Origin of the sequence: Bradyrhizobium sp. 155, assembly GCF_023101105.1 — a bacterium.
In the GTDB taxonomy this organism is placed as follows: Bacteria; Pseudomonadota; Alphaproteobacteria; order Rhizobiales; family Xanthobacteraceae; genus Bradyrhizobium; species Bradyrhizobium canariense_D.
The window spans coordinates 4,892,138-4,905,057 of the sequence record NZ_CP064704.1; the positions used below are offsets into that span (position 1 = coordinate 4,892,138).

Annotated in this window: 12 protein-coding genes; 10 read left to right on the plus strand and 2 right to left on the minus strand. The window is 63.7% G+C overall.

Features of this window, described 5'->3' with window-relative positions; translation table 11 throughout:
- Positions 1–25 precede the first annotated feature (25 nt).
- Both IVA93_RS23925 and IVA93_RS23930 read left to right on the plus strand, forming a co-directional pair.
- The gene (locus IVA93_RS23925; RefSeq protein WP_204510816.1) at positions 26–1,222 is read left to right on the plus strand and encodes an MFS transporter; all 1,197 of its coding nucleotides are present in this window, start codon (positions 26–28) and stop codon (positions 1,220–1,222) included.
- Positions 1,203–2,570, plus strand: coding sequence for an amidase (locus tag IVA93_RS23930; protein WP_247455078.1), 1,368 nt, complete (start codon positions 1,203–1,205; stop codon positions 2,568–2,570). The genes IVA93_RS23925 and IVA93_RS23930 overlap by 20 nt, the downstream gene beginning before the upstream one ends.
- Positions 2,571–2,603: 33 nt before the next feature.
- Here IVA93_RS23930 and IVA93_RS23935 read toward each other — a convergent pair whose 3' ends face one another.
- Positions 2,604–3,482: a MurR/RpiR family transcriptional regulator gene (locus IVA93_RS23935; RefSeq protein WP_247477466.1), complete on the minus strand. Its 879-nt coding sequence runs from the start codon at positions 3,480–3,482 to the stop codon at positions 2,604–2,606.
- 101 nt (positions 3,483–3,583) lie between these two features.
- The gene (locus IVA93_RS23940; RefSeq protein ID WP_157643066.1) at positions 3,584–3,784 is read right to left on the minus strand and encodes a hypothetical protein; all 201 of its coding nucleotides are present in this window, start codon (positions 3,782–3,784) and stop codon (positions 3,584–3,586) included.
- A gap of 15 nt (positions 3,785–3,799) precedes the next feature.
- Between IVA93_RS23940 and IVA93_RS23945 the strand changes: the two genes are divergently transcribed.
- The 8 genes from IVA93_RS23945 to IVA93_RS23980 all read left to right on the plus strand — a co-directional run bounded on the left by IVA93_RS23945 (position 3,800) and on the right by IVA93_RS23980 (position 12,920).
- Positions 3,800–5,341, plus strand: coding sequence for an ABC transporter substrate-binding protein (locus tag IVA93_RS23945; protein WP_247370673.1), 1,542 nt, complete (start codon positions 3,800–3,802; stop codon positions 5,339–5,341).
- Between the two features lie 78 nt (positions 5,342–5,419).
- A complete protein-coding gene (locus tag IVA93_RS23950; protein ID WP_085350845.1) occupies positions 5,420–6,364 on the plus strand; it encodes an ABC transporter permease in 945 nt (314 codons plus the stop codon).
- An 11-nt stretch (positions 6,365–6,375) separates the two neighbouring features.
- Positions 6,376–7,221 (plus strand): ABC transporter permease, encoded by an 846-nt coding sequence (locus tag IVA93_RS23955; protein WP_247789925.1) that lies wholly within the window; start codon positions 6,376–6,378, stop codon positions 7,219–7,221.
- A gap of 3 nt (positions 7,222–7,224) precedes the next feature.
- A complete protein-coding gene (locus IVA93_RS23960; protein ID WP_247541137.1) occupies positions 7,225–8,199 on the plus strand; it encodes an ABC transporter ATP-binding protein in 975 nt (324 codons plus the stop codon).
- Positions 8,196–9,161, plus strand: a complete 966-nt coding sequence (locus IVA93_RS23965) for an ABC transporter ATP-binding protein (RefSeq protein WP_247370676.1) — start codon at positions 8,196–8,198, stop codon at positions 9,159–9,161. The genes IVA93_RS23960 and IVA93_RS23965 overlap by 4 nt, the downstream gene beginning before the upstream one ends.
- Positions 9,162–9,500: 339 nt before the next feature.
- Complete coding sequence (locus IVA93_RS23970; RefSeq protein WP_026233649.1) at positions 9,501–10,751, plus strand: ABC transporter substrate-binding protein; 1,251 nt, start codon at positions 9,501–9,503, stop codon at positions 10,749–10,751.
- 130 nt (positions 10,752–10,881) lie between these two features.
- Positions 10,882–11,709, plus strand: a complete 828-nt coding sequence (locus IVA93_RS23975; RefSeq protein ID WP_027569321.1) for an AraC family transcriptional regulator — start codon at positions 10,882–10,884, stop codon at positions 11,707–11,709.
- A 200-nt stretch (positions 11,710–11,909) separates the two neighbouring features.
- Complete coding sequence (locus IVA93_RS23980; RefSeq protein WP_085350842.1) at positions 11,910–12,920, plus strand: branched-chain amino acid ABC transporter permease; 1,011 nt, start codon at positions 11,910–11,912, stop codon at positions 12,918–12,920.

The following is a 12,920-nucleotide window of genomic DNA, read 5'->3' on the forward strand; positions in this document are numbered from 1 at the left end:
ATGTTCCCCCCGAGAGCGGTGCACCATGGTAGACGCAAACACGGCCGTTCGACCAGCGCCCGCATTGCTGCCCGCGCTTGGCGCCACGACCTCATTGCAGGCGCTGGTGGCTCTGGCTCTGTTCGCGCCGGGCGTGGTGGCACCGCGCGCCCATATCGAGGTCTGGCAGCTCTCGATGTTCTCCTGCGCCGTGTTCGCGGTCGGCATTCCCGCCTCGTTCTGGGGCGGCGGCTTCATCGCCCGCCTGGGCTCGATGCGGATCGCGAGCCTCTGCGCGGCGGCGATCATCGCCAGCATGGCGCTGGCTTCGCTCGGCTCGACGGCGGCCCTGCTCGCAGCCGGCCTCTGTCTTGGCCTCGCCTTCGGACCGGAGACGCCCGCAAGCGCGGTGCTGCTGGCGCGGCTCGTGACGGCCGAGCGGCGCGCGTTCGTGTTCTCGGTTCGCCAGACCGGAAACCAGATCGGCGCCGTCTGCGGCTCGCTGGTTCTGCCCGCGATCGCAATCTCGCTCGGGCCCGCCTGGTGCTATGCCGCCGTGGGCGCCTGTGCGCTGCTGGCGATAGCGTGGTTCGAGCGCCTGCGGCCCGCCTACGCCGTCAAGGTCGTGCCACTGCCGGAGCTTAGCCTTCGCACGCGGCTGGCACTGGTGACCGCGGACCGGCGCATCGCAATGCTGGCGCTGGCCTCGATGCCCTTCAGCGCGATGCAGGTGTCGCTCAATACGGTCTTCGTCACGCTCGGCACCCGCGAGCTCGGCCTCAGCCATGTCGAGGCCGGCATGGCGCTTGCCTGCGCCCAGGCCGGCGGCCTGATCGGCCGGCTCGGCTGGGGCTTCGTCGCAACGCGCCTCAATGCCTCGCGCGGAGTTCTCGTCGTCATCGGCCTCGGTATGACGTTCTGCGCCGCGCTGCTGGGTCTCGATGGCGTATCGCTCGGGCGGACCGGCCAGTTCGCGATTGCAACTCTGTTCGGCCTGACGGCCTCCGGGTGGAACGGTGTCTTCGTCGCCGAGATCGCACGCCTCGCCCCGCAGGACAGGATTGGCGAAACCACCGGCGCGGTGCTGACCGCATCCTACGCCGGCCTCTTGGCAGCACCGGCGCTGGTGTCCTTCCTGGACAGCGCAGCCAGTCTCGGTGCCGCCTTCTTCGCCTTGGCTTGCCTCGCCCTCTGCGGCACATTGGCACTGGTCTGGGGAGGCCATGACAAAGGGAAGAAGTAGCGCGTGCGAGATTGCGGCCGACGTCTCCGCCGGACGAACGAGTGCGGTCGAGACCGCCAAGGCCGCGCTTGCGCGCATCGAGGCCGCCAAGGCGCTGAACGCAGTGGTGACGACCGCTCCTGCGCGTACGCTTGCCGACGCCGCAGCGGTCGATGATCGCCTGCGTGCCGGCGAGACGATGCCGCTCGCCGGTGTCCCCGTCGTCGTCAAGGACAACATCTGGGTCCGTGACTGGCGTGTGACACAGGGCTCGCGCCTGTTCGCCGAATTCGTCGCGCCGCAGGATGCGATTGCGATCGAGCAGCTGCGCAAGGCCGGCGCCGTCGTCGTCGGCATCGGCGCAACGTCGGAATTCGCCTGCAAGGGCGTGACCACCTCGCCGCTGTATGGGCCAACGCGGCATCCGCTGGATCCCACGTTGACGCCCGGCGGCTCGTCGGGCGGCCCTGCCACGGCGGTTGCGGCCGGCCTCGTGCCGCTAGCGATCGGCACCGATGCGGGCGGCTCGAGCCGCAGGCCGCCGGCCCATGTCGGCGTCGCGGGGTTCAAACCGTCCTATGGCGCGATCCCCTATGGGCCAGGCTTCGCCGAACCGTTTTTCGGCCTCTCCGTCATCGCGCCGATCGCCACTGACGTTGCCGATATCGCGCTGGCGTTCGAGGCCATGGCCGCCGTCGATCCGCGCGATCCGGATTCAGCCGGCATCGCTCAAGAGGCCAAAAACATCGCCGGTCTGCGCATCGCGTTCTCGCCGCGCCTTGGGCTCGACGTCGCCGTCGACGATGTTGTCGCTGAAGGGCTCGCTTTCGCCATCGCGCGTCTCTCCGCCGCTGGCCTCAGCATCGCGCAGCGCGATCCCGTCTGGCCGGCGGGCGCGACGGAAGAGGCTATCATGCCGCTTCAGCAGGCCGGCCTCGCCGCACTCTATCGAGATGCCTTCCGCGAGGATCCGACCGTGTTCGATTCTGACATCGCCAGACAGATCGAGCGAGGGCTGTCGTGGTCGGGCGCCGACGTTGCCGGTGCGCTGCTGGCAAGCGCCGCAATCGCCAATGCTTTCGCGGCATTCTTCACCGAGGTTGATCTGCTGCTGGCGCCAACCGTTCCCTGTGTCGCCTGGCCATTCACCCAGCTCGGACCCGACATGATTGGTGGCCGCGCGGCGAGCCCGCGCGCGCACGCGGCGTTAACGCCCTTTGTCAATCATGCTCGTCTGCCGGCGATTTCGCTGCCGTGCGGAACGGATCGGTGCGAACTTCCATTCGGCCTTCAGGTCATCGCCGCGCGCGGACAAGACCGCACGCTGCTTGAAGCAGCGCAAGAGATCGAGGCCATATTGCGAACATAATCCCGAGAGGCGGGCGGTGGGCTAATTGCCCGCTCAGTCTCCCAGCGGCCCTTTGGCGTCCCCGTCGCTCCCCTTCAGCAACTCGTATTTGATCCGCCGCATGCGCGCCTGGGCTTCGAGCGGTTTGCAATAGGCAGTTGACGCCGCAAGCAGATCGATGGTGGCGAGAAATGCATAGCGCGACGCCGTCGGCTTGAGCGCGTCGGGCGCTTCGGGCACGTGTACGCCAAGCGCAATATCGGCGATTGAGGCCAGCCTGCTTTGCGGCTTGGTAATTGCGACGACCAAGGCGCCGTATTGCTTGGCGATACTGGCTGCCTCGATCACCTCGTTCGCTGCACCGGTGGTCGAGATGGCAACGACGACATCATCCCGTCCGAAGGTCGCGGCAATCATGCGCATCAAGCTCGGATCGGAGGCATGCGAGACGGCAATCCCAAGACGAAAGAACCGGTTCTGAACCTCCGCCGCCGCAAGAGTGGAACCGCCCCCCACCCCGAACGCTGCAAGCTTCGAACAGCGGGAGATAGCTTCGGCAGCCCGCTCGATGTCCTCCTTGCGAAGTCCCTCCTCGGCAGCGGCAATTGCACGGCGAATTTCCTGAAACACCGACCGCCAGAGCGCGGGGCGCGCCAGATCGGTCCCGACATGCGGGGGAAGCTCAACGTAAATCCGCCCGACCGCCATTGCTTGAGCCAGCCTCACCTTGAGGTCGCGGACGCCCCGGCAACCGACGGAGCGGCTGAACCGGGTTACCGTCGGCTCGCTGACGCGCGCCCGACGGGCCAACTCGGAATTGCTGGCGTGAACGGCAAACTCCATATCGGCCAGCAGCACCGTGGCAACGCGTTGCTCGGACGGGCTGAGGCTTAGAGCGCTCTGCCTGATGAGGGAGATGATGTCGCCGGCCACGACATTGTCGTCGCCGGGCGGCTTCGAGATTGCTGCACCAACGGCTCTCGCCGGGTGATTTCGCTTTGCACGCGCCATTGCCCGCCCTTTCCCAGGTCAGATCAACCTGCGCCCTTGGCAAGAAGCTGCCGTAAGAAACCTTCAGCATCGACCAAACGTATATCGGCATGCCACATCAATAACAGCATTTTCTGCTTGATAATTGCCAAATTGTGTATGTAACTTTCAAACAAGCAATAGCGTGCCGTCAGCCCAACAGCTGAAAGGCACATCCCTGCACCGGGAAGCAGGCGGCTCAACAAGGCGGGAGGGCGATCATGAGATACGGTCCAAGTGTCTTGATGCGTGGCGTCGTGCGGCTGGCCACCGCGTCATTTTTGATTGCGCAGGCCAGTGCCGCCACCCTGCTACGCGAAGCCACCATCGGAGAACCGCCGCCGCTCGATGTCATGCTGACGACCGCCGACGTCGCATCGGTCATCGGCCGCCACATCTTCGAGACCCTGTATGCGCTAGACTCGACCTATACGCCGCGTCCGATGCTGGCCGAGAGCGATCGCACGGAAGACGGCGGTCGGACCATCGTCATCAAGCTCCGCGAAGGAGTCCTCTTCCACAACGGCAAGGAGATGACCGCCAAGGACGTAGTCGCCTCGATGACGCGATGGGGCAGTTTCGGTGCACGCGGCAAGCTCCTGATGGCGGCGGCTACGTCGGTCGAGGCGACCGGAAAGTATGAAGTCACGCTGAAATTGTCCGCGCCGAACGGCGCCTGGAAGGCTCTCATTGCGGACGTCAATGGCGGTCTTGCGATCTATCCGGAAGACATAGCCGCCAAAGCGGGGAACCGGCCGATCGAGCAGAAGGACTATATCGGCACCGGGCCCTACAAGTTCGTGGAGTGGCGGCCGAACCGCTATGTCGAGGTGGAGAGGTTCGAGGGCTACAAGCCGGTGAAGGAAAAGGGTGACGGCTTCGCCGGCGCCCGCGTTGCGAGCTTCGACAAGATCCGGTTCATTCCGGTGCCTGACGTCGGCACGCGCGTGAGCGGCGTGCAGGCGGGTGACTACGACTATGCGGAAATGATCTCCGGCGATCTGTACGAGTCCCTGAGCAAAGATCCATCGGTCCAGGTGCAGCGTACCAACGCGCCGATCTTCGGCCTTTTCTTCATGAACTCGAAGCAGGGAATCCTGAAGGACAATTACAAGCTCCGCCGCGCCATCCAGACCGCGCTGGACAAGTCGCAGGCGCTGCGCGTCGCCTTCGGTCCCAAAGACCTGTGGAATGCCGAAGGATCGATCTTTCCCAATGGCACCCCCTGGTACTCGACGGAAGGCGCCTCAAATTATAGTGCGCACGATCCGAAGAAGGCCAAGGAGCTCGCAAAGGAGGCGGACTACACGGGGACGCCGATTCGCCTGCTGGTCTCGACGAACTATCAGGCACACTATGACGAAGCCTCCGTCTTCACCCGTCAGCTGGCCGACGCCGGAATCAATGTTCAGATGATGGTCGTCGATTGGGCGACCCTTCTGAAGATGCGCGGCCAGCCGGAACAGTGGGACATCTTCGTCACGCACCATTCCTTCGCGCCGGACCCGCTGCTGCTCACGTTCCTGAATGCGAGCTATCCCGGCTGGTGGGACAGCCCGGAGATCGGCTCGCTTCGGGCCGAGTTGATCAACACGACCGATCCAGCCGCGCGCAAGTCGACATGGGACAAGATCCAGTTGCTGATCTATGAGCAGGTACCGGTGATGAAAGTAGGCGATGCCTACACCTACGACATTGCTTCTCCCAAGCTCAAGGGGCTCAACCCAAACGGTCCCGTGTTCTGGAATGTGTCCACGAAATAAGGACGGGCAATGAGGCCGCGAGGACTGTCGAGCGCCGGCGCCGGCGCGCATCGTTGCCGCTGACAGGCGCCCAATCACATGTGGTCTTACGCATTCAAGCGCGCAGGAACGACGGCGGTGACGCTGCTGGCAGCGTCCATCATCATCTTCGCGTTCATCCATATCGTGCCGGGTGACCCGATCTATGTTTTGCTCGGTGATACCGCGACTCCCGACCAGATCGACGCCTTGCGACACCAGCTCGGTCTCGACCAACCGATCATCCTGCAATATCTCACTTGGGCCGGCCATGTGCTCGAGGGCGACCTCGGGCGGTCGATCTTCTTCCAGGCGCCCGTGCTGTCGGTGATTGCCGATGGCGCCGAGACCAGCACCTTGCTCGCCACCATGACGATGATCTGGGTTGCGGTCATCGGCGTGCCGATCGGAATGATTGCGGCGGTCCGGCACGGCACGTGGCTCGATCAGGGATTGTCCGGTGGGGCGATGCTGATGGCCTCGATACCCACGTTCTGGGTCGGGCTCTATCTGATCCTGATCTTCGCCGCGTGGCTCGGCTGGTTTCCTAGCTCCGGCTATCCGTCGATCTTCGAAGGCGGTGTCGTCAATCTCCGCTATCTCGTCCTCCCCAGCCTGGCGCTTGCGGCTCCGAATGCTGCTTTGATCCTGCGGCTGACGCGCGCCAGCATGCTCGACGTCTCCCGGGAGGACTACGTGCGCACGGCGCGGGCAAAGGGAATCCGGCCGTGGCAGGTCGTGCGCCGCCACATCTGGCGCAATGCACTCCTGGCGGTCGTCTCGGCCTTCGGCTTCACCTTCGCCGCGCTGCTGTCCGAGGCGGTGGTGACCGAAACCGTGTTTGCCCTGCCCGGCATCGGACGCCTCGTCGTTCAGTCGATCCTTCGCCGAGACTACCCTGTGATCCAGGGCGTCATCCTGGTCATCGTGGTGGTTTATCTCCTGATCAATCTGATCGTCGATCTGAGCTATCGTCTGCTCGATTCGCGGGTTGAACTTCAATGAGCAGCAACAGCGTGACATTGTGGCTCAAGCCGTTCATCGCCCGCCCGATCGCGCTGGCCGGGCTCGGCGTCCTTCTGGCGACTGTGCTCGCCGCGGTCTTCGCACCCTGGCTGTCGCCTTACGATCCGTATGCCATCGATCCCCTGATCCGCCTGACGCCCCCGAACATGACCCACTGGTTCGGCACCGACCAATTCGGCCGGGATACCCTGTCGCGCACCATTCATTCAGCACGCATGGCACTTTTGATCGGCTCGGGCGTGGTCGTCTTCGCTCTCGCGACAGGCGTTCCGGCCGGCGTACTTTCCGCACTGTTCCCGCGGCTGGGTCACCTGCTGATGCGCATGGTCGACGTGCTGATGGCCTTCCCGACTCTGCTTCTCGCACTTGGCCTGATTGTCATCTTGAGCCCGAGTGTGGCCACCGTCATTCTGGCCATTGGGATCGGCTACATGACGACGACGACCCGCATCGTCTACGGACTGACGCTGCGCTTGCGCGCGGAAACCTATGTCGAGGCGTCCCGCAGCATGGGCGCCGGAGCGGCATGGCTCATCAGTCGGCACATCTTGCCGAACCTGTGCTCGCCACTTCTCGTGCAGGCCAGCTTCGTCTTCGCGTTCGCGCAGCTCGGCGCGGCTTCACTCGATTTCCTGGGCCTCGGCGCCCCTCCGGACATTCCGAGCTGGGGCAATATGCTGGCGGAGTCACGGACCTTCATCACCCGCGCGCCGTGGCTGCTCTTCTTCCCGGGCATGATGATCGTGGCGACGGCATTTTCTCTGAACCTGGTCGGCGATGCATTGCGCGATCGACTCGATCCGCGGTTCCGTCAAGTCTTTGGTGAGAAGGGTTAGGCCGTGCTGACAGTTTGCGACCTTACGGTGTCAGTGGGGCCGGAAACCGCGCCGGTCGACATCGTCGCGGGCGTGTCCTTCGGCTTGGCCAAGGGCGAAATCCTCGGCCTCGTCGGCGAGTCCGGCTGCGGAAAGAGCATGACCTCGCTTGCGGTCATGGGATTGCTGCCGCAGCCCGGTCCCCGAGTCCGGGCCGGGCGCGTCCTGTTGGAGGGCTGCGACGTAACGCAGCTGCAGCCCTGGCAACGTGTCGAAGCGGGCCACGGCCGCATGGCAATGATCTTTCAGGAGCCGATGACCTCACTGAACCCTGTTCGTCGGATCGGCGATCAGATCGCCGAAGCCGTACGCGTGCATGAGGGAATTTCGGGCGCAGCGGCGCTGGTCCGTGCGCGCGAACTGCTCGAACTGGTACGTATGCCCGACCCCAAAATGCAGCTGTCCGCGTATCCCCATCAGTTGTCCGGAGGCCAACGCCAGCGGGTCATGATCGCGATTGCGCTGGCCTGCAGGCCACAGGTGCTGGTCGCCGACGAACCGACCACTGCGCTGGATGTCACCATACAGGTTCAGATTCTCGGGCTCTTGCGCGAGCTCTGCAATCGGCTCGATATGGTGATATTGTTCATCACTCACGACATGGGAGTCATTGCGCAGCTCGCCGATCGTGTCGCTGTCATGTACGCCGGCCAGATCGTGGAAACCGCTTCAGTCGATGCGCTGTTCGGCGCACCCCGTCATCATTACACCCGCGGACTGATGGATTGCATGCCGTCGCGAAATTCCGGCGCGCGCCGGCTGCCGACCATTTCTGGTCAGCCGCCGCTGCCAGGTTCGGTCGCCGCTGGCTGCGTGTTTGCCTTGCGTTGCGCAGCGGTGCGCGATGAGTGCCGCGTGGCGACCCCGCCCCGCCTGGAGGCTTCCCAAGGGCACGAGGTGCTCTGCGCGTTTCCGCTGGCCGGCGGAGAGCTGCCATGAGCGGCAATGTAATCCTCGAGGTCCGGGACATGATGGTCTCGTTCAGTGCCAGGCGGGCCGGTCGGAAATACCGGGTGCAGGCGGTGGATGGTGTATCGCTGTCGCTGGCCGAAGGCGAGGTCCTCGGGATCGTGGGCGAGTCCGGCTGCGGCAAGACCACGCTGGGCCGAGCCCTCGTCGGGCTGGTCCAGCCCGACAGCGGCAACTTCAATTTGAAGGGAACCGAAATGATCGGAGCCCGCGGCTCCGGCCTCCGCGAGATGCGTCTGAGCGTCCGGATGGTTTTCCAGGACCCCAATGCATCGCTCAACCCGCGGCGCGCAATTGGAGATTCGGTGGTGGAGGCGGCCGACATCAGCGGCTTCTTCAAGAACCGCGCCGAGCGCAGCGCGGCCATAGCTGCCACCTTGACGGCCGTCGGGTTGAACCCGTCTTTCGCCGCTCGCTACCCCTACGAACTGAGTGGCGGGCAACGGCAACGGGTCGGAATCGCACGCGCCATTCTTCCCACGCCGTGCATCATCGTCGCCGACGAGCCGGTCTCGGCCCTCGACGTGTCCGTGCAGGCCCAAGTGCTCAATCTGATGATGGATCTGCGTGACCAATTGAGACTGTCGATGCTCTTCATCTCGCACGACCTTGGCGTGATCGGGCAGATCAGCAGCCGCGTTGCTGTCATGTATATGGGCCGCATCGTGGAGCAGGCCGGGACGCGGACGGTCCTGGATCATCCGCTCCATCCCTATACGCGCGCGTTGGTGGCGGCAATTCCGAAGCCCGATCCATCGAAACGGATCCAGGGCGCGATCGAAATGGGTGAACCGCCAAGCCTCTTCACGCGACCGCACGGCTGTGCATATGCGCCCCGCTGCCCTATGGCCAGCGATCGCTGTCTCGTCGATGTGCCACAACTTCGATTTGTCGGTGCGGACGGTCGGACGATCGCCTGCCACAACGTATAACCAGCGAGTGCCGCGCGCCGCGAAATGACGCAACGCCTACGATTGATTTCTCCTCTATTCGAGCGATCCAATTCAAGCGGCGGCAGTCCGCGGCCGCCATGCGGCTGGCGGGTGCAAATCGGGAAGCCTGACGCCTGTTGCACCGCGATGTTAATCGCGACGCAACATTCAAAATGAGACTGCCCGTTAAGCCGCGCACGGCTCCAGCACGTGCGCTGCATCGGAGTTCGGTTAGCCTCCGTTTCAAGCACCGTTAGCCTTGTCCGAACGCCGCACCGCGCGGCGGGCGCGTCAAGGCGCGGTGAAAAACAGTGACAAGAACGCCCAGGGAGGAGAGCAATGTTGAAAGGCAGTCTAGGACTGATCGCGTTGAGCAGCCTGTTACTTTCGGGCACCGCCTTCGCACAGGAGAAGATCAAGGTCGGCGTCACCGCGACGCTCGAAGGCACCTACACCGTACTCGGCGAGGACGGCATCCGCGGCTTCCAGACGGCCCTCAACGTCCTCGGCAAGAAGGTCGGCGACAAGGAACTCGAATTTGTCATCGCCTCGACCGACGCGACGCCGGACTCCGCCGTACGAGCCGTGCGCAAGCTGATCGAGCAGGACAAGGTACAGATCCTGCTGTCGCCGCTCTCTGGTGACGAAGGCATCGCGGTCAAAAATTTTGCAAAGACCCATCCCGAACTGACCTTCATCAACGCCGCCTCCGGGGCCCAGGAAACGACCTATGTCGATCCGGCTCCGAACTTTTTCCGCTACAACATGGACGGTGCGCAGTGGCAGGTGGGCCTCGGCAAATATGCTTATGACGAAAAGAAGTATCGCAAGATCGCGACCGTCGGCGAAGACTACTCCTTCATCTATACGCAGGTGTTCGGCCTCGTGCTCGAGTTCTGCGGTGCCGGCGGACAGGTCACCAACCGGCAATGGGTGCCGCTCGGCACCAAGGACTTTGCCTCGGTCATCGCCGCACTGCCCGACGACGTCGACGCAATCTATCTCGGCCTCGGCGGCGCCGACGCCGTCAACTTCCTGAATCAGTACCAGCAGGCCGGCGGCAAGGCGCATCTGATGGGCGGCTCGATCATGATCGACCAGACCATCCTGTCGTCCAAGGGAAACGCCAAGAATGCCCTGATCGGCACGCTGGCCGCGAGCGGCCAGGCCGACACTTGGGAGAACCCAAGTTGGCAGAAGTTCGTGAAGGACTATCAGGACGCCTTCCCGCCCAACAAGCGCTTCCCGAGCCCATCGCTGCTCGCCACCAACTATTACGGCTCGACCATGGCGCTGATCCAGGCGCTCCGCCAGGTCAATGGCGATCTCTCCAACAATCAGGCCAAGTACAAGGAGGCCCTTGCCAAGATCGAGATCGACGCACCCAACGGCAAGATCAAGCTGGACTCCAACCGCCAGGCGATCGGCACCAACTTCGTCACCGAGGTTGTCGACGACGGCAAGGGCGCGCTGTTCTCGAAGGTCGTGAAGGTGATCCCGGACGTCAACCAAACGCTGGGCTACGATCCCGCGGTGTTCGCCAAAATCGGTTTGCCGAGCCGCACAGTACCGGAATGTAAGAAATACTGACCTAGTCTCATTCGCGAGCGATGACCGGCCGGGGAGAGATTTGCCAGAAGCGCGACACGTGCGCCCTTGCATTCTCTCCTCGGTTGTTGAACGCTACCAAAAAATACCAAGAGCTTTTGGGAGGAGAGGCATGAGCCGGGCGCTCGCCGTCTTCCACGGCCGCTTTGGTCGGGCGACGGTCTATCAGTTGAACCGCCCTTTCAACATCCACGCACATCGCGAAGGTCATTTGATCTTCCATGTCGGCGGGCGTTCCGCATGCATCGATGTCAGTGACGGACGTTACGAGCTCACCGAAGGTTCCGTCGTCGCGGTCAATCCGTGGGAGCCGCATAATTTCCTGCCGTCCGATCTCGAAGGCGGCGCCGTTTTCTTCGTGCTCTACGTCAATGCGGAGTGGTTTGCGCCCGACGCGCCCGGCGCCGACCGCCTGCGCTTCGGCCGCACCCAGTTCACGCGGTCCGTTGCGCTGGACAAGCACATCAGGCACGCAGCCGCCCTCGTGTGCGGCGCTCCCTCGCTCAACAGCCTCGATGGCGAGCTGAGAAGCCTGATCGACATCTGTTATGACGAAAGCTGGCAACAGGCGGCGACCGCGCGCGATCCGCGCGCAAACGGTTCCGTCACGGATTTTCGCGTGCGCAAGTGCATCAAGATGATGTCGGAGAGTCCTGGCGCCGAGATCGAGCTCGATACCATCGCGCGCGAATCTGGCCTTTCCCGGCCGCATTTCTACCGGCTCTTCCGCACCCAGACCGGCGTCACGCCACACCTCTATCTCAACACGCTGATGATGGAGCAGGCGCTGGAGGCGCTGGTGGCGAGCGAAGCGCCGATCGCCGATATCGGCTTCGATCTCGGCTTCTCGTCGCAGAGCGGATTCACCCGCTTCTTCGCTGCCAATGTCGGCATGGCGCCGACCGATTATCGCCGCGCGGCCAAGGTTTTGCGCGCCTGAGGTCACGCGAAAAGATACTCACGATCAAGCGCCTCCGTTACAGCCGCATTAGGATGCGACAAACGCGATCCCGAAACGAGGATCGCGCGCGATAGGGAGCGCACGTTCATGGCAGGGCTTGCGGCCGGCGACGGTCTGCGTGCCCCTCCGCCCCGCTTGCGGGGTGAGAGATGGGGTGACGCGAAGACGGAGCGGCGATAATGACCCGCTTTGTCGAACGCCATCCCGCCTGGGCACTGATTGTCATCATCGCAATCGCGGTAGCACTCTGGCTGATTTTCGCAGTGTGGCCGCAGAGCGTCGAAGATGCGTTCGGCCGCAAGCGGGTCTTCCTCAACGCGCTCTTCAACGGCATCACGCTCGGCGGTCTCTATTTCCTTGTCGCCAGCGGCTTTACGCTGATCTTCGGCTTAATGCGTAACGTCAACCTCGCGCACGGCTCGCTCTATTTGTTCGGCGGCTATGTCGGCTACGCCATCAGCGTCGCGACCGGTTCATGGGTCCTCAGCTTCATCGTCGCTTTCATCCTGACGGCACTGGTCGGCGTCCTGCTCCAGGTCCTCGTCTTCCGCCGCATGGAAGGCCAGGACCTGCGCCAGACCATGGTGACGATCGGACTCTCGATCGTGTTCGCCGATTTGATGCTGTGGGCATGCGGTGGCGATTTCTATCAGATCCAGACCCCGAACTGGCTGATCGGACCTGTGGAGCTGCCGCTGGTCACTGCGGTCAAGTCCTCAGGTGAGCCGGTCTATCTCCGCTATCCCCTGGTCCGACTCGTGATCTTCGTCGCCTCCGTCGTGATCGGCGTGGCGATGTGGCTGGCGCTCAACCGCACGCGCATCGGCATGATCATCCGCGCCGGGGTCGACGATCGCGACATCCTGGCTGCGACCGGAGTACGGATCCAACTCGTTTTCGTGGTGGTGTTTGCGCTCGGCGCCGGCCTCGCTGGCGTTGCGGGCGTTGTCGGCGGAACGTTCCAGTCGCTCTCACCCGGCGAGGATATCCGCTTCCTGCTCGCCTCCCTCGTCGTTGTGATCGTCGGTGGCATGGGCTCGATCCCAGGGGCTGCGCTGGGCGCGCTCATCATCGGCCTCGCCGAACAGCTCGGCTCGGTCTACATCCCGACCTACGCCATCGTCGTGACCTTCCTGATCATGGTTTTGGTGCTGGCAATTCGGCCGCAGGGCCTGTTGGCGAGGCGCTGA